18 protein-coding genes are annotated in these 23,533 nt (G+C 44.7%); 13 read left to right on the top strand and 5 right to left on the bottom strand.

Annotation, left to right across the window (positions count from 1 at the left end; translation table 11 throughout):
• Positions 1–39 precede the first annotated feature (39 nt).
• Both F0232_RS16265 and F0232_RS16260 read right to left on the bottom strand, forming a co-directional pair.
• A complete protein-coding gene (locus F0232_RS16265) occupies positions 40–1,653 on the bottom strand; it encodes an FAD-binding protein (RefSeq protein WP_105058783.1) in 1,614 nt (537 codons plus the stop codon).
• Between the two features lie 62 nt (positions 1,654–1,715).
• Positions 1,716–3,557 (bottom strand): carotenoid oxygenase family protein, encoded by a 1,842-nt coding sequence (locus F0232_RS16260; RefSeq protein ID WP_105058784.1) that lies wholly within the window; start codon positions 3,555–3,557, stop codon positions 1,716–1,718.
• 386 nt (positions 3,558–3,943) lie between these two features.
• On the opposite strand from F0232_RS16260, the gene F0232_RS16255 reads away from it, so the two are divergent.
• From F0232_RS16255 to F0232_RS16235, 5 genes are all read left to right on the top strand, one after another.
• On the top strand, positions 3,944–4,351 hold the full coding sequence (locus tag F0232_RS16255; protein WP_061033036.1) for a hypothetical protein: 408 nt from the start codon (positions 3,944–3,946) through the stop codon (positions 4,349–4,351).
• A 165-nt stretch (positions 4,352–4,516) separates the two neighbouring features.
• Complete coding sequence (locus F0232_RS16250) at positions 4,517–5,455, top strand: LysR family transcriptional regulator (RefSeq protein WP_061033037.1); 939 nt, start codon at positions 4,517–4,519, stop codon at positions 5,453–5,455.
• 223 nt (positions 5,456–5,678) lie between these two features.
• Positions 5,679–7,634 carry a TonB-dependent receptor gene (locus tag F0232_RS16245; RefSeq protein WP_171750876.1) on the top strand — a complete coding sequence of 652 codons (1,956 nt, stop codon included), beginning with the start codon at positions 5,679–5,681 and terminating at the stop codon, positions 7,632–7,634.
• 14 nt (positions 7,635–7,648) lie between these two features.
• Positions 7,649–8,539: an alpha/beta hydrolase gene (locus tag F0232_RS16240; RefSeq protein WP_105058785.1), complete on the top strand. Its 891-nt coding sequence runs from the start codon at positions 7,649–7,651 to the stop codon at positions 8,537–8,539.
• 553 nt (positions 8,540–9,092) lie between these two features.
• Positions 9,093–10,466 (top strand): carbohydrate porin, encoded by a 1,374-nt coding sequence (locus F0232_RS16235; protein WP_105058786.1) that lies wholly within the window; start codon positions 9,093–9,095, stop codon positions 10,464–10,466.
• 135 nt (positions 10,467–10,601) lie between these two features.
• On the opposite strand, the gene F0232_RS16230 is transcribed toward F0232_RS16235, so the two are convergent.
• On the bottom strand, positions 10,602–11,588 hold the full coding sequence (locus F0232_RS16230; protein ID WP_105058787.1) for a LacI family DNA-binding transcriptional regulator: 987 nt from the start codon (positions 11,586–11,588) through the stop codon (positions 10,602–10,604).
• A gap of 234 nt (positions 11,589–11,822) precedes the next feature.
• Between F0232_RS16230 and F0232_RS16225 the strand changes: the two genes are divergently transcribed.
• The 3 genes from F0232_RS16225 (at position 11,823) to F0232_RS16215 (ending at position 15,827) form a co-directional block, all read left to right on the top strand.
• Complete coding sequence (locus tag F0232_RS16225) at positions 11,823–13,262, top strand: sucrose-specific PTS transporter subunit IIBC (RefSeq protein ID WP_061033042.1); 1,440 nt, start codon at positions 11,823–11,825, stop codon at positions 13,260–13,262.
• Between the two features lie 163 nt (positions 13,263–13,425).
• Entirely contained in the window at positions 13,426–14,385 is a 960-nt protein-coding gene (locus F0232_RS16220; RefSeq protein WP_061033043.1) for an aminoimidazole riboside kinase, read from the top strand.
• Positions 14,382–15,827 carry a sucrose-6-phosphate hydrolase gene (locus F0232_RS16215; protein ID WP_105058788.1) on the top strand — a complete coding sequence of 482 codons (1,446 nt, stop codon included), beginning with the start codon at positions 14,382–14,384 and terminating at the stop codon, positions 15,825–15,827. The genes F0232_RS16220 and F0232_RS16215 overlap by 4 nt, the downstream gene beginning before the upstream one ends.
• Before the next feature lie 124 nt (positions 15,828–15,951).
• Here F0232_RS16215 and F0232_RS16210 read toward each other — a convergent pair whose 3' ends face one another.
• Positions 15,952–17,394, bottom strand: a complete 1,443-nt coding sequence (locus F0232_RS16210; protein WP_105058789.1) for an N-acylglucosamine 2-epimerase — start codon at positions 17,392–17,394, stop codon at positions 15,952–15,954.
• 278 nt (positions 17,395–17,672) lie between these two features.
• On the opposite strand from F0232_RS16210, the gene F0232_RS16205 reads away from it, so the two are divergent.
• From F0232_RS16205 to F0232_RS16185, 5 genes are all read left to right on the top strand, one after another.
• Entirely contained in the window at positions 17,673–19,151 is a 1,479-nt protein-coding gene (locus F0232_RS16205) for a DUF1214 domain-containing protein (RefSeq protein ID WP_105058860.1), read from the top strand.
• A gap of 116 nt (positions 19,152–19,267) precedes the next feature.
• The gene (locus F0232_RS16200) at positions 19,268–20,761 is read left to right on the top strand and encodes a DUF1254 domain-containing protein (RefSeq protein ID WP_171750875.1); all 1,494 of its coding nucleotides are present in this window, start codon (positions 19,268–19,270) and stop codon (positions 20,759–20,761) included.
• Positions 20,762–20,881: 120 nt separating this feature from the next.
• On the top strand, positions 20,882–21,820 hold the full coding sequence (locus F0232_RS16195) for a LysR family transcriptional regulator (protein WP_105058791.1): 939 nt from the start codon (positions 20,882–20,884) through the stop codon (positions 21,818–21,820).
• Between the two features lie 130 nt (positions 21,821–21,950).
• Positions 21,951–22,499 carry a DUF2975 domain-containing protein gene (locus F0232_RS16190; RefSeq protein WP_061033048.1) on the top strand — a complete coding sequence of 183 codons (549 nt, stop codon included), beginning with the start codon at positions 21,951–21,953 and terminating at the stop codon, positions 22,497–22,499.
• 10 nt (positions 22,500–22,509) lie between these two features.
• Positions 22,510–22,743 (top strand): helix-turn-helix transcriptional regulator, encoded by a 234-nt coding sequence (locus F0232_RS16185; RefSeq protein ID WP_102425503.1) that lies wholly within the window; start codon positions 22,510–22,512, stop codon positions 22,741–22,743.
• Between the two features lie 71 nt (positions 22,744–22,814).
• On the opposite strand, the gene F0232_RS16180 is transcribed toward F0232_RS16185, so the two are convergent.
• Positions 22,815–23,462, bottom strand: a complete 648-nt coding sequence (locus F0232_RS16180; RefSeq protein ID WP_105058792.1) for a glutathione S-transferase family protein — start codon at positions 23,460–23,462, stop codon at positions 22,815–22,817.
• Positions 23,463–23,533 lie beyond the last annotated feature (71 nt).

The following is a 23,533-nucleotide window of genomic DNA, read 5'->3' as shown; positions in this document are numbered from 1 at the left end:
TCAGGCATAGAGCGCAGTGCTATATGCCTGACGAGCCGGTTATTTTCGGCAGATACGAGCGTCAGTGAAGTAGAGCCCTGATTGACAAGTCGTCCCTGATTGACAGTGGGCATCTTCTTGACAGTAACATTCGCCACGCACGTTACATCCTGGTTTTAGATAATCTTCTAATGGCGTTTCACCACTCACACGCTCCCAGAATGGGTTGGTGAAGGTATCGAAAGGGTCCAGCTCCGCTTTGGCTTGCAAGAACTCAGGCCACATCGGGAAGCGAGAGGGCATGTCCTCAAAAATAGCGACTGAGTTTTTACCCCAGTGAGGTCGCGCATCATATTTTCGCAGCGACATTTGCTCTATTTCTAGGTTCACGAAGTAGTTTTTAGGTTCTTTCTTACCCTCTTTACGCAGTGTGTATTCAATGCCGACGAAAGCGGTATCTCGCCCTGCGCTCATTCCTAAATAACTGTCAGAAGCTTTACCAAATCGGAAGTAAATACCATTGAGTGGGAAGCAAGTACGTGGGTGTGCGTCGACGATCTGGCGGACATCATTGATCCAGTTTGGTAGGCGCTCAATGTCGATAGCAACTTCTTGAAGCGCGATAGGCAGACGATCCCATATACATTTGTTCGGGTCCTTGCATTCGAAGTACTGCATTTGGTCTGAATAGCCGATAGGCTTATCAACTGTCTTACCTGTGATACTGTCCCTGAAGTAGGACTTTGCTCGGCCATTGTAACGAGCGACGGCAGCAAGACATTGCAAACCAGCCCCCGGGAATTCGTGTGCGGCATTAAACAGTAGCCCGAAGAAAAACTCTTCCGCATCTGTGACATCGGCTTGTGCATTGTAGGCTTGGCCTTCTGTCTCGATTGGTACTGGGTTGTAAAGTGTGGTGGTGTAACGCCCTAGACCAGGGAACCATGCGATGTTCGCAGAGTAGTTGTTGTGTGCAATATCCAGTACCACGTCTTCAAGGTCGGAATCATCTCGATAACCGGTGATTTCTGCTTTCACTTTAAAGGCATCTTCAAGTTTTAAGGTCGCTTCAACCACTACGCCAAGTACACCAAGGTTCACTCTTGCGGCGTCCAGTAAATCGCCCTCAAGTACTCTGACCTCGCCTTGCCCATCAACAATTTTTAGCTGGGTAACGTAGTCAGCGAGCATGTTGCTTGGTCTATCTAACGTAGAGCCGTGTGTGCCACTGCCCAGCATGCCACCAACGGTAAAGATAGCTAACTCAGTCACCATGTTGATCGCGTAACCTTGCCCGCGTAAGAAGTCATTGAGATCGTTGAACCGCATACCGGCTTCAACAGTGACGGTCTTATTTGTTGCATCGAAGTGAACGATCTTATTCATATTCTTCAGAGTGATTTGAACTTGGTCGTCACCGGCGCAGGCGGCATCGATTTGGCTGGCGAACTTGCGATTTCCCGTCATCACTTTCTTACCGCGTATCAGAGCGTCTTGGACGATGTTCTGCACTTCATCAATAGAACGTGGGTCGTAAATCGCTTCAGGGTGGCAGGTGTATGTTCCTTGGTAGTTAGAAATCTCTCTTTCCGGTTCATAGGAATGAAGAGAGAAAGCTGTCCCCATTACCGCAGCAAGCAAAGCGTTACCAAGTACCATGGTTTTTATTTTCATTAAGACTTCCTTGTGGTTTAGTCGAGATTGATTTTTAACGGTGGTTTTCTTTATCGAATGGATTAGCCAAATCGAGGCAGAATGTGTTGTTGAATGACTTCTTGAACAGCGCTGCGATGACTTGATAAACGTGAACGGAAAAAGTCTCCGACGTTGGCTTTATAGGCATCGGCAGGTCTAGGGCCTATCTCTGCCACCCAGAGCGCATGATTTGTAGTCGCAAAGTTGAGCTGTGGATGTCCTAAGATCGCTAGTGGGCCTTGTGCTAAGTTTTGTGCGTCAAAGATCCAGACCTCTTTGCCATTTCCAATGCCATGAGTAGGGTGGCTACGAACCACGGCTGTGAATATATAGCCGTCGTCTTGAGAGGTGCTGTTAGGGCGAGCCATAAACTGAGGCGTTCGCATCACACAATCTGAGGGAAATTGATACGCATCGGCGAGATTCATCGAAAGGCAGTCCATGTGCACTAAAGCCGAGGGTTGGTCGGTTTGAGGTAATGAATCGTTGGTGAATCTTCTATTGGGGTAGTGCTCATAGGCGTCGGCGACACGCTTGATGACATGGTCTTTACGGTAGCCAACGGCAGCCCAATAAATGTGTTCAAATTGCTCTGGGAACTGAAAGTGTCCACGGTACGCGGGATCATTCATATCCCAAAAAAGTTGGTCGTCTCGTATCAGCCTGAAGTCTTCATTTATGTGACGGACGGATTGCGACTGAACTTGGATCCTTGCGCGTACTAAGCCGCCGACATCAATGGGTGCTGCCGGGTAACCTGCCAATTGACTCGGAGTTCTTCCACCAAACCATCGCTTATCGCGCGTGTATTGGGGCTCTGATTTGTCCATCGCTCCTAGGTATTGGCCGTATAGGGTGATTTCGTTGTCTTGGTCATCGTAATTACACATGATGTCTGAGGTATCGAAATCCAGTTCTAGGTAGTCGGCAACCACATAATCGCGCCCGGGGTAGAGATCTTTCTTACGAATAATCCAAGTTGGAGTCCGATGTTGCTGAGCATTAACCGACGATATACCGATCATACGTAGCGGCTCGACTTGCGCTGCAGTTTCAAATACAAGGATGTGGTGGCGTGTTACACCAAGAGAGTGAGCGGTTGCTGCGATAAAGGAAGGCTTACCGTTACGGCCAATAATGTTCCAGCCTTGTAGAGGGCTGTGCTTATCCCATTTCAGAAGCCGTATAAATCCATTTTTAGTACCCGTGTTGGAAATGTTTCCACCGTAGTTAATGGTGAAACATTCATCCGACTCGAGATCAAAATACGGATGGCCTGTGGTGCGTACTTGTGGAAACAGCCATTTGTCAGGAATAAAAGGGCTCATCCAAGGTGGAAGACTGCTCTGCCACTCATCATAGTGACCAATCGGTGTGACCAGGTCTAAGCTCAGCGCATCAAATTCGTAGGGAACTCCACCTTCGTAGCTGAGCGCGAAACGATTGTCACCCAGGTAGTTGGGTGCGGTATTACAATAATTGACGAATCCCATCGTCGGGCTGTAATAAGCCATACCACCGAGTAATTTAAAGCTGTCATAGCCATAGGAGATATGCTGTTGCATGATGGCTGACGGGGTGTCAATCATCTTACGCAAGAAAGAAACTTTGCTTGGCGAAAAGTCGAGACGGGTTAGAGCGCCGCGGCCGTTCGGACTCAGGTGGTCTGGCTCCAATGGTATCCCTTCAGAAAAAAACACATGACCATGGATATCAGCTGGCAATTCTCCACTAAGAAGGTGCAAATCTCCCGAGGTTGCGCTGCGCCCAGCCTGCATAATTGAGACCGGAAATAAGGAAGGATTGTTGCCTTGCGAAGCCAAAAGTTGGGTTGGTACAAAGGCAGCCCCAGCTACGCTTTTCAAAAATGTACGTCTTTTCATTGCTCTGATTTATATGTTTATCCATGCATATAAACAAAGTAGGTGAGTTTTATTGGCTAGAATGAGTAATGTACAAAACTATGAATGAGTGCAAAGAAGTCGTGTAATTTGACGGGTGAATTACACGGATTAATATCAATAAACTATTGATTTAAATGTTTTTAATTTCATTTTGCTTGTGTTTGGTTTGGCGAGTTTTAACGGTGTGGTTAGCTCTTTATTTCGTTTCTAACGCCAATATTTGAAGAGAGGGTGCTTCTTGATGCGTGGCACCAATACTTTCTGTAGCGTTGTATTTAAAGGCGTGAGATAAGTTAATTTGCTATTGCAGCCATTCGCTATTGAGCGATACCATATAGGGCTATTTCTTTGGAAAAGATTCGATTATGTCAGATGAAAAACTCGCACTAGAGTGGATGCGCCAACAGGCACATAAAGTAGACCCATACGTTATCAACCCATCGTTTGATGAGTGCGTTGAGCTGCTTGATCCTGCTTTTAAGAAGGGCAAGAGTGTTGCGCAGTTAAAGTATCTGTTATCAGAAGCGGATCGTAGAGCTGGCGCGGCAGAACGTAAGCATGCGGCTTTAAAATACGCCAAAGAGAAAAGCCCAAATGCTGGTCAAATCTTGCGACTGCAAAGCAAGCTTCAACAAGTTCAGTTGGCTCTCAAGCTTGCCACTGGCGATAACAATATGACCATATCTCAGTTCTGTGCGGAGTACGATGTCTCTAAGCGTGATGGCAATACCGCATGGAATGAGAAGTTAGTTGAACAGGGAAAAAGAAAGTAGCACATTCAATATTTCATCGTTCTAAAGCTCACTCCAGTTGAGTTTTAGATTTGGATAGCTGACTGTTGGATTTGTACTTTCTCTCCAAATATTGATAAGCAGTGCCGCGGTTTTGAGCATTGTGTAACGTCTTAACGATGCTCTTAACATACTAGCGGCACGCTCATGAACCTCTCTCAGATAGATCTCAACCTTCTTTTCGTACTTAAGCACTTACTCGAAGAAAAACATGTTTCCAATACTGCTATGTCTCTGAACATGAGCCAGTCTTCGGTAAGCCGTACTTTGCAGAAAATGCGAACCTTCTTTGATGATGAACTGTTAGTACGTAAGAAATATGGCTATGAGCTGACCCCAAAAGCAGAGTCGATCAAAGACGATATCAACACCGTCATTACTAATTTGGAAAAGCTGGTTCATAAGCAATCGTTCGACCCAAGTAAGGTTGATAGCACGGTCAAGTTCTATGGTTTGCTACCTCAAATTAACACCTTGATGCCGAAGGTGATCGCTAAGATCCGCAAAGAAGCGCCGAACATGATCGTGAGTTTAGATTCTGCGCCCAAGCGTCATTTCGAAGCCTTGGTCGCAGGTGATGTGCACTTTGCCTTATCTTCGCACCAACCGCCTTCTGCTGAGCAAAACATCTATCGTATGACAGTGGCGAAGCGTACGTTCCGTTTGTTGATGAGCCGAGAGCACCCATTGGCGAATGAAACTCTGACCCCACAAAAGCTGGCGGAATATGATTTTGGCCAAGTCTCTCTACAAGGTGAGAAAAAGCTCTCTTTCGAACACAAGTACCAAGAACTCGGTTTAGCCAATAAAAAGCAGCGCCTATCTGCACCTGTGCAGTTGAGCAACTTCAGCTCTGCACCAAGTATTGCTGCTGAAACCGACATCATCTTTCATCTTCCAACGCCTTTTGCAGAAGCGGCGTGTCATGATCCCCGTCTGATCACCAGAGAAGTGCCAGAAGAACTCCACTTAAGCTTTCAAGAAGTTTACTTGTACTGGCACAAGCGATTTCATGATGACCCGATGTGTGAATGGGTGCGTGAAATATTCAAAGACCTCTATGTAGGCAAAGATACGTACTCTTAAAAGAGAGTGACTTCTAGTTAAGTAAGCCCCGAAGTCTGAGTGATTTGAGAGCCGTTATTCGCCACATCATCAGTTTCATATCAAGCATAAGGTAAAGATAACTATCCGTCTGGCGGATAGCGATATTCTATTTTGGCGATAGCAATATGCTTGAAGCGAATGATTTACGCTGCTCTAATTGAGAATGATTATTAAATGCAATCTCAATTTAAGTAGAGCCAAGATGAACACTATTCAAACGTTTACTCGTTCCCCCCTTTCTAAATCTATAGCTGCTGCGTGTTTTGTATTCCCTGTAATGGGCTTTGCTAACGAACAAGCAAACCAAGTTGATTCTCAAGCTTCAACGACAGAAGTTACGACAATGGAAACCATGGTTGTGACAGCGGCGGGTTATGAGCAGGTTGTCACTGAAGCGCCGGCATCGATCAGCGTGATTACTCGTGAGCAGTTGGAAAACCGATCGTATAAGGATTTGACGGATGCACTGCGTGATGTACCCGGTGTGATAGTGACAGGTGGTGGTTCGAGCCAAGACATTTCAATACGTGGTATGCCTGCAGAATACACGGCGATTTTGGTCGATGGACGCAAGCAATCTGGCCTAGAAACACAGCAAAACAGCAGTGGTGGTTTTGAGCAAGATTGGCTACCACCTCTAAGCGCGATTGAGCGAGTTGAAGTTGTGCGTGGCCCAATGTCGACGCTTTACGGTTCAGACGCGATTGGCGGTGTGATCAACATTATCACTCGTAAAGATTATCAAGAGTGGCATGGCAGCGTACGTGGTGAAACAACACTGCAAGAGAACTCAGACTCGGGCAATTCATATCAAAGCCAAGTACATCTAGCGGGTCCGCTTATTGATGGTTTGTTGAGCGCTTCTTTCTCTGGCTTATATCAAGAGCGTAAGGAAGATGAGATTCTTTACGGATACGGCGGCAAAACATTAGAGAGTTACCGTGGCGCACTGCACTTGACGCCTACGGATGACGATACCTTCTCGTTTGATTACACCTATCACGATCAAGAACGAGTGACGACGGATGGAAAATCGAAAACCACAGATTCTGAGCGTGTGAACAATCGTCAATCATTGGGCCTATCTCACTCAGGAAACTACGACTGGGGCTCGGGCACTTCATACATCAACAATGAAACGGTTGAGAATGAAGGCGGAGAAATGGAAGTGGAAAACCTGACTCTGAACTCACAATGGTCTATGCCTGTACTTGAGGCGCACTACCTGACGATTGGCTTCAACTATACACGTCAGGAACTGACAGATTCTGGAGAAGATCATGTCTTCAAAAATAACCAATGGTCACTGTTTGCGGAAGATGAATGGTACATCACCGATTCGTTTGCTCTAACAACTGGCCTTAGATTTGATCAAAATGACGTGTTCGATTCTCATCTGAGCCCTCGCGTTTATGGTGTGTGGAGTGTCGACTCATATTGGACAGTGAAAGGCGGTGTTTCAACGGGTTATCGAGCACCAGGCTTAACTGAGATGGAAGCGGGTTGGGCGCAAGAAAGTTGTGGTGGCGACTGCTCTGTTTACGGTAATCCTGATCTAAAAGCCGAGACGTCAGTGAACAGTGAAATGGGCGTGTACTTTGTTGGCGATGCAGATTTAAGCTCGAACATCACCGTGTTCTACAGTGACTTTAAAGACAAGATCGACAAGAAAGAGCTGAGCACTAACTGTGGCCGACGTGGTTGTGATTCTACCTACGTGAACATTGAAGACGCGATTACTTACGGTGCTGAATACACGATAAACAAAGGCATTACCGAGACGATTTCTGTCGGTTCGACGTATACCTATACACATACTGAGAAGCAGTCTGGTGAAGATGAAGGTAAGCCATTAACACAAATTCCTGAGCATTTAGTTACCGTAAATGCAGATTGGCAAGTACGTGATGATGTCCAATCTTGGATGCGAGTGACATACCGTGGCAAAGAGTCAGAACCGACAACGAGTAGTTCAAGAACACAATACGAAGCGCCATCAATTACTTATGTTGACTTAGGTGCCAACTGGTATGTGCAAAAGAACCTTAAGCTGATGGCTGGTGTTTACAACCTATTTGATGAACAAACCGATTACCAAGAGTTTGGCTACGTTGAAGATGGTCGTCGTTACTGGTTAGCGGCAGAAGCGTCATTCTAGATAAGAGGTTCACAATGAAAAAGATAACAAAATTACTGATTCTTTCATTTGTTGGATTATCGGCTGCTAATGCTAATGCTAATGCGGTATACACAGTAGAAAAGGACATCTTGTTTAAGACGGTAGAAGCACGAGAGATCAAGCTTGATCTCTACCTTCCCAAAACAGAAGCAAAGGTTGATGGAAAATATCCGTTGCTCGTTTGGGTACATGGCGGTGCGTGGAAGCGTGGCACTAAAGACGATATCCCGACTAAAAACCCGTTGTTGCTTAATTCTGTTTTAAGTGAAGGTTATGCGTTGGCTGCGGTCGATTATCGTTTAAGTGGCGAAGCAACCTTCCCAAAACCAGTCGCAGATATTAATGATGCCATTAACTATCTTCATGACCATGCTAACAAGTACAATCTTGCCGCCGATAACGTGGTTATGATGGGGCGTTCAGCTGGTGGTCATTTAGCGGGATTGGTCGGAGCAAGTAATATGCACGGTGACATTAGCTTTTACTCAGAATCTAAGTATCGAGTGGCTGGAGTTGTAAGCTTTTTTGGCCCGACGGACCTGCTAGAGCTAGGTAATAAAGGGAACAGACCGACTAGTAAAAAGTCGTCGGTGTCTCGCTTCTTAGGTGATATCCCGAGTGAAGTGCCGGAGCTAGCGGCACAAGCTTCAACGACCAGCTATATAAACAGTGATGCTCCGCCTTACATTCAGTTCCATGGAACGCTGGATAAGCGAGTGCCTTTAGCGCAAAGCCAGATCCTCAAAGATGTTTTGGACAAATACGGCATTGAGAATAAGCTATTTATCGAGGAAGGTGTTGGCCATAGTGCTCCGATATTTGATACCGATAAGTACGTACCGCATGTGATTGCGTTCTTAGAGCGACATTATCCAATTAAATAATCTCTACTTTTGTGGCGTTACAACGCGCTAGAAAGCATTCATTGAGCCATTTAAAGCCAAGTTGATCACTCAAGTTCAACTTGGCTTTTTTATTGGATGCTTTCATAAGTATCTAGATTCATTTCTAACTTCCACTTTTATGATTCGATCGTCATTTATCAGATCGAACAAAACCGTCTTAACTTTCGATAATCGAGTTGTTCATCAGTTAAAGGTGGTGGTTATTGTGTTCTGCATCACGCTTTGTGCGTAACTGACTCTAGCTTATCTACGACCTTGATAAAGGCTTCAATGTGCGCGAGACACAGTTTTTCGCTTATTAATCAATTCCACTTGTGACAAAGTTATCAGAATTATGCACTTTCGGTAACGTTCCCTAAAATATCGATCTATCATCCAGGAAGATACAAAATATGAAGAGATCAACACAAGTGATTTCTATTTCTTCTTCGATATTAAGCTTGTACATCAAAGTATAAGCTTGAAATTCGCTTACGAATTATTTTGGGAACGTTTGCAGTTCATCCAAAACAATTAACGTGAGAACATCAGAATGAAACGACACATTTTAGCGGTTGCTGTAACAATGGGGCTAATGACTACATCGGTATTAGCAAGTGAAGACGTTGCAGCATTAGAGCAACGTATTAATGAATTAGAACAAAGGGTTGCACAAACGGAGCAGGTTTCTACCGAGGCCAATGAAAATGCTTCTTCGTTTGAGTTTCACGGCTATGCTCGCTCTGGGTTATTGATCAACGACGACCTCAATGGCGCGACAGGCACTGGACCTTACATGACGGCAGCTGGTGCCATTGGAGCTCCAATTGGACGTCTTGGTGTTGAAGATGATCATTACGTTGAAGCGAACTTGATTCATAAGCGATTTGCAGACGATGGCTCTAGTGCCATGTTTCGTATCATGTTAGCCGACAGTACTGAGACAAATAACGAGTGGACTGCGAGCGAAAGCCAGTTGAATGTGCGACAAGTGTATTCGGAACTGAATCGCCTGAGTATGTTCTCTGAATCCGAAGCGTTTTCTGAAGCAACGTTCTGGGCGGGTAAACGATTCGATCGCGACAATTTTGATATTCACTTTTTCGACTCGGATATTGTCTTCCTGTCAGGCACTGGCGCAGGTGTTTACGACGTTCAAATGAGCGATGACTGGAAAGCGAATTTCTCTATTTATGGGCGAGATTTTGGTGAGATTGATAGCTCATCAACCGATGTAGAAAACTACATTGCAACCATGAATAACCGTATTGGCCGGTGGCAGGTGATGTTGAGCGGCATGACCTCAGCAGACAACGATAGTCGTTCAACTGGCGCAGCTGAAAGCGGTGTACACGCAATGTTTGCGTACCATGGAGACAACTTCTTTGGTGTAAGCGAAGGCTTCTCTAAAACGGGTATGTTAGTGGGTAGCGGCCTTGGTGCAGAGCTAAAAGGCATCGGCTCAAATGGTGATCTGCTGGATGACGCGAAAGCCGTTCGCCTGTTTAGCTACGGTGTGACTCGCATTGGCGACAACTGGCGCTTAGCACCTGCATTAATGGCAGAGCATAGCCAAGACCGTTTGAAGAAGAATGACGAGTTCACATGGGCTTCTTTAAACGTTCGATTAGCTCAAGAGTTCACAGAGAACTTTGAGATGGTTTACGAAGGTTCATTGCAGTACATGGATTTGGACAACGCGACCGAGCAAGCGAGCGGCGGTTTCTACAAAGCGACAGTTGCACCAACACTCAAGCTTTCAACCAGTACTGGCTTTTTTGATCGACCAGAACTGCGTTTTGCTGTGAGCTATGTGGATTGGAGTGAAGACCTGAATGGTTACTCGATCAGCACTGACGCAGATGCAGCAACAATGGGAGAGGGTGGTGAGGTTCTATTTGCACTGCAGATGGAAACTTGGTTCTAATTGCTTGATATATCGTTTAGATAGAGAGTGTTATTCATGATGTGAGATCCACATCATTAAATGCCAACCTTATCGTTTCAACTCGAAGGTTGGCATTTTTTTATCTTAAGAGCACTTGAACTCTCAAGTAAATCGTTAGCAAGACTCTCGGTCAATGATGGTGAAGGTCAACACAATCTTGCTCATTTCAAAGCCTTTTTTCTCAATACGGTCGAGTAGCAGCTTGGCTCCATTTTCTCCCGCTTTATCAAACGCATAGTTAAACGTAGAAAGCGTTGGCGTACATACTGAAGCGAGCTCATCGTCACCCACACCCAACACCAATACATCCTTTCCTGGAACGAGCCCCGCTTCCTGAATCGCTCTGATCGCGCCGATTGCGATACGGTCAGTGGCGCAGAACAGGCCGTCGAGCTTGGTGTGCTCCTTGAGATACTGCTTAGTCAACTTGTAGCCAGAATCGATGGTGAAGTCGCCACGGGCGTGAAATTGCAGTGTGAGATCGTTGAATTGAAGTGATTGAGCAAAGCCTTCCGATCTCATCTTATCAACCGCAATATCATCGCCTTGTACGCCAATGAACCCCATGTATTTACAACCCTTCGAGATAAGGCGGTTGCCTGCTTCAAACCCTACACGAGTATCGTCGTGCACAATGCTTGGGATGTTAAACATTGAACCGTCTTGACCAACCAATACCACGGGTACGGCAGAGCTTTGAATCGCTTTGACCAATTGGTTGTCGAGGTGGGTCGCGTACAGGATGATGCCTTCAACACGCTTCTGGTTAAATATCTGAATATATTCAAGTTCTTTGTGGTGCGTTTGGTGCGTGCTCGCTAATAAAACATGCTTGCCCGCTTGCTCTAATACTGCGGTTAAACCGTCGACACCTTGAGAGGTAGCATGGGAAGAAACCCTAGGAACAATCACGCCAACCAGGTTGGTTTTCTGAGATTTTAAGTCTTTAGCGACTTGGTTTGGGAGATAGCCACACTCTTCAACCGCTTTGCGAACTTTAATCTTGGTCGCATTTTTTACGCCATACTCATCATTGATTACTCTTGAAACCGTCGACTTGGAAACTCCAGCGAGACGAGCGACATCATGAAGACTAGCCATTATAAATTATCCATTATCATTTTAGTTTTGGGATTGTTTGCAAACTGGTCATCAAATTCCCCTGTTTATGAGGAGATTTTAACCCTCTCTCCTCATCCTAGGGAGATAATTTAAAGATCATTCTCACACTATTGAGCAGTTATCTTTGATCATTTGTTATTTCTAGGCAAAAATTTGTTTTGCAAACGTTCCCGAAAATTCAAAAGCTCAAATGATAATCCAATGGGGTATGTAATGAATTATCCAAAAATAGCAAAAGAGCTGCTCACTCTATTAGGTGGTAAAAGTAATATCACTGCACTCGCACATTGTGCGACTCGCTTGCGTCTTGCTGTCGCAGACCAAGATAAAATTGATGAACAGGCGATTGATAACCTAGAAGGGGTTAAGGGCCAGTTTAAAGTAGCCGGTCAATATCAAATCATCTTTGGTTCAGGCATCGTCAATCAAGTTTATGCTGAGATGGCAAAGCTTACTGAGATGACAGAGATGTCGACTAACGATGTGGCGTCTGCAGGGGCTGAAAACCAAAACATCATACAGCGCGCGGTTAAAGGCCTGTCTGATATTTTTGTACCAATTATTCCTGCGATTGTAGCTGGTGGTTTGTTGATGGGTATCTACAACCTATTGACGGCTCAAGGTTTGTTCATTGATGGCAAATCTTTAATTGACGCTAACCCGGGTTTGACCGACCTAGCAAACATGATCAACACATTTGCTAATGCACCTTTTGTGTACTTACCTATTTTATTAGCATTCTCAGCGAGCAAGAAATTTGGTGGTAACCCATACCTTGGCGCGGCTTTAGGTATGTTGATGGTTCACCCAGACCTTCTTAACGGTTGGGGCTTCGGTGGCGCATCGGTGGCTGGCAATATTCCGGTTTGGAACATTCTAGGCTTCGAGATAGAGAAGGTTGGCTATCAAGGTTCTGTACTGCCAGTTCTCGTTTCTGCGTTTATTCTCGCGAAAATCGAACTTGGCCTGCGTAAAGTCGTGCCTTCAGTTCTGGATAACTTGCTAACGCCGCTACTGGCTATCTTTGTGACAGGCTTACTCACATTCACAGTCGTTGGTCCATTGACTCGTGATATCGGCTTCTTGTTGGGTGACGGTCTGAACTGGCTATACAACAGTGCGGGCTTTATTGGTGGTGCGGTATTTGGTTTGATTTATGCGCCATTCGTTATCACAGGCATGCACCATAGCTTTATCGCTATAGAAACCCAATTATTGGCGGACATTGCCGTAACGGGTGGTACGTTTATTTTCCCTATCGCGGCGATGTCTAACGTGTCACAAGGGGCGGCGGCACTGGCTGTTGGTTTCATGACTCGCGATACAAAAATGAAGAGTATCGCTATTCCTTCTGGTGTGACGGGACTACTTGGTATTACAGAGCCTGCAATGTTTGGTGTGAACTTGAAGCTTCGCTATCCATTCATTGCTGCGGTTTGTGCCGCTGCGGTTTCAAGCGCATTCATCACCATGTTTAATGTGAAAGCACAAGCGCTCGGTGCTGCTGGTATTCCAGGTATCATCTCAATATCACCAGAAAAAATCGGTTACTACGTGGTCGGTATGATTATCGCGTTCGTGACTGGTTTTGCACTGACCGTAGTTTTAGGTCTGCGCGAGCGTAATAAACAAAACATTAAAGCAACGGCTTAACGTTTCTCCCTAGAAGTGAAGTCCCCCTTTTCACTTCATTTCCTAAGCTTTGGGGTGCTAGCTAGGTGATTTGGCTTAGCTAGCCTTTTTATATTTTTACATGACAGCGTGAAGTGTCACCTTGCTTTCGGTTGTCATGATTTTCAGTTTTAAGGTAAGAAAGATGAATCAAGTTTGGGTAACTGGAGATGCTGTTGTCGACCTCATTCCGGAGACAGATAAGACATTGTTGAAATGTCCGGGTGGTGCTCCTGCTAATGTCGCGGTAGCGATTTCTCGTCTTTTAGGCAAAAGCGCCTTTTTCGGCCGAGTGGGTAACGACCCGTTTGGCACGTTTATGGAAGTGACTTTGCAAAACGAAGGTGTGAATACCGAACGTTTGGTGAAAGATCCTGAGCAGCATACGTCAACTGTTGTGGTGGACCTTGATGACCAAGGCGAACGCAGTTTTACGTTTATGGTGAAGCCAAGTGCAGACCAGTTTATGTCTGTGGATGACATTCCCGAATTTAAGAAAAACGAATGGCTACACGTTTGTTCAATCTCTCTGGCTAATGAGCCAAGTCGAAGCAGTACCTTTGAAGCCATCCGACGCATGAAAGCGGCTGGTGGTTACATCAGCTTCGATCCAAACCTTCGCGATGAAGTGTGGCAAGATCCATCTGAAATTAAGCCTGTGGTAATGAAAGCGGTTGAGTTGGCGGATGTGGTTAAATTCTCTGAAGAAGAGTTGGATTTCTTAACCGGTTCAACTTCGATGGAGCAAGGTTTGGCTCATATTGCAGATCTTAACAACACGCTTGTTCTGGTTACACAGGGTGCGAAAGGTGTTTGGCGAGTATTTGAAAAGCAAGGCGTGTTGATTTCAGGTCGTTCAGTGACGCCAGTGGATACTACAGGGGCAGGCGATGCTTTTGTTGGCGGCTTGCTTGCAAAGCTTTCTCAACATGATGAGTGGAACAATCAACAAGTTGTCGATTCTGCAATTCAGTGGGCGAATGGTTGTGGTGCTCTGGCGACAACGCAAAAAGGCGCAATGACCGCACTTCCAACGCAAGAAGATCTAACTCAGTTTATTCAAAAAAACTCTTCAAATACGAATACCGTAGAGGAGAGTGTATGAGTTTGAACTCGAACTGGACAGTAGAGCAAAGATACCGCCGTATAGAAGATATTTCTCAAGAGAGTATTGATGCGATGGTAGAGCTTCGCAAACAAGACTTTGGCTATCCAAGCTACCATGTTGCGCCTAAGTTTGGCCTGCTCAATGACCCAAATGGTTTGTGTTTCTTTAATGGAGAGCACCACTTATTTTATCAGTGGACGCCGGTTGGTCCTGTCCATGGCATGAAGTATTGGTACCACCTTTCAACCAAAGACTTCGTTAATTTTGAAGACCACGGCATTGGCCTACACCCAGACCAAGATTACGATTCTCACGGTGTTTATTCTGGTGGCGCATTGGTTGAAAATGGCAATGCACTGCTGTTCTTTACGGGTAATAAACGTGATGAAAACTGGCAACGAGTCCCAACTCAATGTTTTGCCAAGATGTCTGCCGACGGCAAAATAGAAAAGCACGGCGTGGTTATTGAAAACGATCACTACACCGAACATTTTCGTGACCCAAAAGTGTGGAAGCAGGGTGACGATTACCTGATGGTTGTGGGGGCTCAAACACCTCAAGAAGCAGGCTCAATGGCACTATATTGCAGTCGTGACCTGATGAGTTGGCAACACAAAGGCCCAATTAAGACTCGTTACAACAACCTTGGCTATATGTGGGAGTGCCCTGATTTCTTTGAAATAGATAATCAGTCGGTGATGCTGTTTTCTCCGCAAGGCGTGTCTAGTGAAAACCCATACGACTTCAAAAATATCTATTCTGTGGCTTACATTTTGGGTGATCGCTTGAACCTAGATACTGCGGAATTGGAAAACCATCAAGATATTGCCCAGCCAGATTACGGCTTTGATTTCTACGCACCACAGACTTACTTAGATGATAAAGGCCGTCGCATTTTGATTGCTTGGGTTGGTCTGCCTGAGATTGATACACCTTCTAATGCGCATCAGTGGGCGGGCATGTTGTCGTTACCACGCGAACTTCAAATCCAAGATGGCTATCTTGTTCAGTCTGCTTTACCTGAATTGAAAGCGCTACAGGGTGAAGCTGTGGTGGTTGAAAAGGCTCTTGAACTGGATACAACCAGCTTCATAGTTGAGCTTGAAACGGATACTGACGAGTTTGAGTTTAGACTTGCCAACGTTGCGGGTGATAACATCGTGTTCAGTGCTACAGATAATGAGTTCATTCTTGATCGCAGCAATATGTCTCAACTCTACGCTGAAGAGTTTGGGTGTGTGAGAAAAGCGCCGAGGTTGAGCACCAAGCAAACCATCGAGGTTTATGTCGACAAGTCGGTCATCGAAATCTTCATCAATGGTGGTAAGCACACAATGACTAGCCGCTTCTTCATTGATGACTTAAGTATGCTGTCCATCAAAGGTGACGTAAAAACCGTTTATCGTTCAATGAGCCCAATTAAAGGGCTAGATGATTAAGCCATCTTTGTTTCACCAAAAAGCCGCTGTCCAACAGCGGCTTTTGTTTGAGCCTGTTGCATCGTATTGTGCAGGCTTTCTGAGCTTATCTGTTGCTCCAAGCAATTCAGAACCAATACCAGCGCTAAGGTCGAATGTTATTGAAACTGACCTTCTGGGTTCCGTCGTCTAGGTTTTCTAACTCAACCACATCCCCTTGATAGTAATAAGGTTCCATTGGTATCTCGCTGTTGGTCGGCCTTGCGTAATGTAATACTGCTGGCTGCGCGTCAACTTGCTGAGCGAACAAATAGCCAATCAAAGCATGTTCAAACTGGTGATAACCGTTACCCCAATGGAAAGCTTTGGTGCGTTTTGGATCAAGCCCAACGCCGCCGTATTTGTGGTCGACCCATACATCATGAAACGTAGGTAGGGTGTATTGCAGTACTTCTTTCATCGAACCATCTACAAGCGATACCGTCATTGCCGCTTGGTCGAGCTCAGCCCATTCCCATGACGAAGCCCAATGAGTGTTTGGTCTGCTTTGCCAGCCAGTAATCTCTCGTCCTTGCCATGCCTTCTGAAGCTTGCCGCCAAAGTACTGGAATACATCGGTGAAATCTTTTTGGTACTGCGCTTGGGCTAAAGTGTGCTTCATCCCTTGCATACCGAACTCTTTCCATTCGGAGTTATCCAGAGTTTGTCCGGTAAGGTAAGTCATCCAATACGCTTTGATGGTGTGACCAAAATCATTGTGATTGGCGTTCGGCATCATGGCTGCTTTGCTGTGAATGGCACCGTAAAAGCGTTGTTCATCTTCGGAGTGGTAGTGCTCGATCATGGTTTGTGTCAGCCAATTCAGATCATCAAGCCATTTTGTCTTGGTAGGCTCTTTCAGTAGGGGAGCTATTAACAGCATGTAGCCGTTAATCTGGTCAAGTTGTGCAACCAATTCCCGCTGAGTGGCTTTGCCATCTTCACCGTCGGCAAGCACCCACGCTAGGCCGCTGCTGTCGTTAAGTCGATATTTATTAAAGATAAAAGCTTGTTGAGCGATGAGAGCGTCCTCTACCTTCTTATCTTGAGTTAGGTAGTAGTACATGGCTAAGCCAACTAGCGCATATGCTTGATCTTGAGCCGTTCGCTGTTGCCACTCAAGCCCTGCTTTGCCGTCTTTGGTGAAGCTGATGAAACCACCATTTTGTTTATCTTCTAAGTGTTCAATGAGGTAGTAAGCCCCTTGCTTAGCGAGCGCTAATGCTTGTCTGTCTCCGGTTAGGTGGTAGAGCACGCCATAAGCATAGGTTTGGCGTGACTTCATCCGAGTGAACTCTTTGCCGAAGTGTGGCGTGATCCAGCCTCGATCTAACTCAGGACAAACGTTGGTCACATCAAGCAATGTCCCATCATCACAACGGAAAGTCGGGAAGTTGCCTATCGGTTCTCCTTGAGCACTCGTCATCATCCAATAAGGCGCTAATCCTTCGCTGGCATGAGCTATCCAGTCCTCACCTGAGGGTAGGGATATATTGGCAGATACAGCCAAGCTTGTGACACTGAGTAATGCGATAGAGGCTCGTAACATGATGTTTATCTTAATGAATTGAATTTGCTTGAATATAAACAATCAGGTCTGCACATTGTGATTAGGCGATCACAATCGATCAAATTAGAGCGGTTTAGAGAGAAAGATTCAAGGTCTATGAGTTAATCGAATTTCATCTAGTATTATCCAAAATTAGAATAATTAGTAATGACTATAAGTCATTGGATGAATTTTGGTCTCGTTCGTATACTGGATTCAAACAAAGGATGTTTTTTAAACAATTGAATGTTTCACCTTTACGAAGAGATATGCTCAACATGAAAAAACTACTATTAGCTTCGCTACTCGCTATCAGCACAGTGCCTGTCTATTCACAATCATTTGATGATACCGATGACATCCTTAACCGCGCATCACAGATTGAAAATCTTGAATACAAAATGATGGTGCAGCGCGCTACTCAAACGGCGATTCACTATATGCCTGCGGTAACTCAAATTGATTTCTTAAAAGCGACTCGCCGTGACCTGAATGGTGATTTCAATGATGTGGTTTACGTTAATGAACCTTTTGGCTCAGAGAAAGGCTTCCTTACTGCTAACGACACCACGGCTTATGCATGGGCGACCACAACCTCTAAAAATGGTCCTGTCGTTATTGAAGTGCCTGCCGCGACCGACAAAGTGAATTACTTTGGCTCGGTTGTGAACCAATGGGAAGTTCCAATTACAGATGTGGGTTACAAAGGTGCCGACGAAGGCAAAGGTGGAAAATATTTATTCTTACCACCAGGTTACGACAATGAGTTCGGTACCAAGCAAGAACTTGAAAGCCAAGGCTACTTGGTATTTGAAACCGACACTTACCTATATGGATTCTCTTTCAGACCATCGCTAACCAATGGCGCAACAGATTTGGATGCAGGGAACTACGCGAAGAAAATCAAGATCTACAACCTTGCTGAATCTAACAATCCACCAAAAACAGATTACTTGGATGCAACAGATGTCGCTTATGACAGCCTTCCGTATTACAACGAGACGTTCTTCCAAGACATCGATGATGTCATTCAGGAGAACCCGGTAAGAACGCAAGACAAAGCGATGGTTTCGTTACTAAAAGATCTTGGTATCGAGAAAGGCAAAAAGTTCGACCCGTCAGAAGAGCAGAAAAAAGCCATGCGTGAAGGGGTTCTAATGGCATATGCACACATGCAGTCGAAATTCGTAGAGCCTGATCAAACGGTTAGCGCACTATGGAAAGATGAAAATGGCAAACCACTTTCACAATGGTCTTTCTGGAATTTTGGCCCTCAAGCTCAGCTTGGCTTCCCTTTCGTTGATGAAGATGAGGTATTGGTGGATAAGCGTGCTGCATCTTACTTCTACGTAACTTACTTGCCGAAACAGTTGGGTGGTTCAACTTTTTACCTTACGGGCCTACGAGACTCAGAAGGTGAGATGTTAGATGGCAAAGCGACGTACAAGCTCAATGTACCCGCCGATACTCCAGTCGAAGATTTCTGGTCTGCGATTGTTTACAACATGGAAACCAAGAACTTCGTGAAAGGTGCCGACCGAGTAGGACTATCTTCTCGAAACGCTGACACGATGAAAAAGAATCCAGACGGCTCTTACGACCTGTACTTCGGCCCAGAAGCACCAAAAGGGCAAGAGGAAAACTGGGTTCCTACAGGTGGTGAAGATTACTTCTTATTGTTCCGACTTTACCGACCAACCTCGAAAACATTCTTTAAGAACTGGATGCTAGAAGACATGGAGAAAATCAGTGACTAGCCAGCGATAGAGACTCGACCGTCTCTGGAAATAAATAACCTAGTGCGTCCCACTCAATATAGAAAACATTGGTGCTGCCTAGGTTATGTGAGTCACTTTAGACAAGAGAAACTATCATGAAAAAATCGATTATTGCTACGTTACTGATTACTTTAGGCTGTTCATTTTTCGCCTTTTCTGAGCCTCAATATAGTGCGCAAGTGCCAGAGAGCATCATTACACCAAATAAGGTTGAGTCAGCCTATCTAGGTGAGTTGAACTATACCGATGGCGCACCTACTGAAGAAACGCACGACAAGGTGCAAGACTTTGTGCAAGTCTCCAATGCGGTTCGTGTCTTTCTATCCGGTATTCCTGTTGCTTCGATACAAGGGTTATTGCTTGGGCACGAAAGTATTGGCATGAAGCCGAACCAAACCATTGCGGTTTCTGAAGGCAACTTAGATGCCAATAGCCTGTGGTTAACCGCCAATACAACAACGCCGTATATCACTTCTGAAATTGATGTGAAAAATGGCCCGGTTGTTCTGGAAATACCTACTCCTGTACTTGGCTTACTCGACAATGCGGCGTTTAAATATGTAGACCGAATTGGTGTTACCCACCCTGACAACGTCGAAAAGTCAGGTAAGTACTTTATCCGTCACTCTTCGTGGAAAGGAGAGGTGCCTGAAGGATACATTGAGGTTGTCAGTGAAGGTTACCAGCACTGGCTATTGCTGCGCCTTGTAAGCTCGCCAGATGAAATGCAAGCGAGCATTGCGACACTGAAAGAGACCACTAAGCTTTACCCGTATGGAGAGAAAGACAAAACAGAGTTCATGAATATTTCAGGTGTCGACTACAACACCATTCATGCCATGGATGCGACATTTTACGATGAGGTGAATGCACTCATTCAATATGAGCCTACGGCTATTTTTGATGCTGAATGGTTGTCGCTAGCCAAAGATATCGGAATCGAAAAGGGTCAGGATTTTTCTCCTAATAAACGCATGCAACGAATACTGTCGGAAGCGGCAAAAATAGCAACGGCTGAAGCGCGTTCAACCTACTTCCATCCTAAAGAGGAAATGTTCCGCTACGATGATAGGCAATGGTTTACTCCGTTGGTCTCAGGCCATGAGTTTAAAGACACCAATGGCGTGATTGACTCTGACATGCGAGCAACTTTCCACTTTATGGCTACGGGTATTACCCCGAATATGGTGACGAAAACCGTAGGTAAAGGGTCAGATTATTTATTGGCGACGCGTGATGCCAATAAAGAAGTGTTAGATGGTAGTCAGCACTATACGGTGACACTGCCGCCGAATGCGCCTGTAGAGAAGTTCTGGTCGTTTATGATCTACGATAATCAGACGCGTTCGATGTTAGAAACCGACCAAAAATCTGCGGGTATCGATGGTTTGAGCGAAGGAATTAAGAAAAACAGTGATGGTTCAATCACTATACACTTTTCTCCAAATGCACCAAAAGGAATGGAAAATAACTGGGTTCAAACGACCGAAGGTAAAGGTTTTAATATCATCTTCCGTATGTATTCACCGACAGAAAAATGGTTTGATAATTCATGGAAACCGAGTGATTTTGTTAAAGTAAACAAGTGATTTTATCAAAGTGAAATAGAAGATAATCAAGATAGGATACACCCTTTTAGAGGGTGTATCTTTTCGTGTTATGGTTATCTCGATCTAAACGACGTTATTGCCCATATTACTAGGAGATTTATGCAAAAGGATATTTCATATCAATTGAATCGAGTCGACTTAAATCTGCTGGTGGCTTTTGATTGCTTATTGAGAGAACGTAACGTAACCAATGCTGCAAAAGCGTTATTTGTTTCACAGTCAGCGATGAGCCGCAGTTTAAAACGTTTGAGAGAGACCTTCGATGATCCCTTGTTTATTCGAACATCTACCGGCCTGACACCTACATCAAAGTCACTAGAATTAGGTCAAGAACTGCAACACATTCTTCCTCAGTTAAGCGCGTTGTTTCACCGTAATCAATTTGATGCTCGAAAATGCAGTGATACGTTTTCGATTTCATTGCCTACTTTTCTAGGAAGTACCATTCTTCCCAATCTAGCCTTGGATTTATTTGAAGAAGCTCCGGATGTGAACTTGATAGAGATGGCTGCGAAAAGTAACCCTTATGACTTATTAGACAAAGGGAAACTCGACTTTGCTATTCATTATGCAAGCTCGTTAGATCAAAAATACCAAGCGACAAAGTTAGGAACCATTTACCCCAAGCTTTTTGTTCGGAGAGACCATCCTCTAGTGGGAAGTAACACTACGTTAGATGAAATCATGCGATACCCGGTGCTCGCTATGAATGTAGAAGAAGACCACAAACAAGCATTTAACACGCCTCTTCAGCAAATATTGTTAGAGCTTGAGAGCGATAAGCGACCAAAACTTAGAAGTACTCAAACTCATGTGTTAATGGAGATCGCATCTCGCTCAGATGCGGTGATTTTTGGTATGAATGCGTTGAGTTCACTACCGGATTTCGACCGTCGGTTTGTGGACATTTACGATTTTGTAGACAGTAAACAATATCACGTAGATCTCTATTTATTACAGCATCAACGTACATTTACATCTGCTTCGCATCAGTGGATAGCGTCTAGATTTAGTGAATTGTTGAATAACACACTCTGAATATAAATAGTAAACAGCTTCTTTTGATAATCCTAGTCAACAATAAGTTATCGCAAAACGATAATTTATTGTTGATCATCATTTGTTTTGATCTTAGTATCCTCCTGTCAACTTAACAGGAACATTAACTATGTCTAACATCCAAAAACAAAGCCGACGTGTCCGCATGCTATTGCAGTCTTTTCTTGTGCTTACTCCTATCATGGTGTGCTACTTCTGGTTAACCGTTGAGACTCCTTATGACTTTATAAGTTCGACTGGTATTTTTTACCTCACTTATGACATCGAGAGTTACACGATGTTGCCACTTACTATGACAACAAGAATGGTTGCTGCGTTCACAAGCTTAGCGATGTCTAGCATCCTGATATACGCACTACTCGTTCTGATACGTTTATTCCGCAACTATGAGCGAGGCGAAATCTTCTCTCTAGAAAATGCACTGTCTTACCAGAAGCTCGGGTATAGCTTGTTTTATTGGGTTTTGGGGTCGGTTATCTATGGTTCATTGATGTCAGTGATTTTGTCGTTCAATAATCCACCAGGTGAGCGTATCTTTGAGATTAGTTTTGTGGGGATGGACTTTTTGACACTTATATTAGGTATAATAATTTTGATCATCTCATGGGTGATGAAAGAAGGTTATATTCTGGCTGATGAGCACAGCCAAACGATTTAAAGGACTTGTCATGACTATCCGCATTAATTTAGACATTATGATGGCCAAGCGAAAAATGCGATTAAAGACATTGGCACAAGAGGTTGGGATAACCGAAGCCAACTTGTCGGTGTTAAAGAATGGCAAGGCCAAAGCGGTAAGGCTATCGACACTAGACAAGTTGTGTGAAGTGTTAGAGTGCCAACCGGGTGACATATTGGAATTTGAAGCGAACGTTCACCAAGAGAGCGTTACTGCTGAATAGCGAGTCAGTAAATCGTATTCCCTTATGAAAACAATGAGTCTCGAAGTTATTCGAGACTCATTCGCTACATGTTAAACAGGCTCTCCTGCCTCGTCTTCTTCAACGATATCTTTTTCTAAACTCGCCTCTGCCAACCATTTCTTTATCGACGGACTATTCAACACACGTTGTTGATACTGTTGGGCTTTTTCCGAAAGCTGAATGCCGTAGGTTTCTGCGCGTAGTGCTACTGGTGCAAACATAGCATCAGCAATCGACCATTCACCAAATAGCCAGCCCTCTGGGTATTGCTCCATTTGTTCTGACCAAATGGCATCGATGCGAGCGATGTCTTTTAGTGCACCTTCACTCAAAACCAGTTTTCTTTTGGCTCGGCAATTCATTGGTAATTCATTTCTGATGTTGAAAAAACCAGAATGCATTTCTGCCGAGATAGCTCGGGCTAAGGCGCGCTCTGCAACGGATGTTGGCCAGGCAGCGCCGTTTAGGTAGGCATCATTAACGTATTCGAGAATTGCGAGTGAATCCCACACTGCAACGTCACCATCAACTAGAGTCGGCACTTTTGCGGTGGGCGTAACTTTCGCTAACGTGTCATAAAAATCTGGAGTGAATAGCTTAAGTTTGATGACGTCTGCGGCGAGGTTGTAGTGATCGAATATTAGCCATGCGCGTAGTGACCAAGTTGAGTAGTTCTGATTAGCGATATAAAGCTGCATAAATGCTTCCTTGCGTCTGGTGGGTATGCATTTGAGCTTAAGGGATTGTATTACGGCGTACTAACGGATAA

The sequence above is a fragment of the Vibrio sp. T3Y01 genome, assembly GCF_013114525.1.
In the GTDB taxonomy this organism is placed as follows: Bacteria; Pseudomonadota; Gammaproteobacteria; order Enterobacterales; family Vibrionaceae; genus Vibrio; species Vibrio chagasii_B.
Note: the sequence above shows the minus strand (reverse complement) of the source record. Positions and strands in the feature narration are given on the sequence as shown.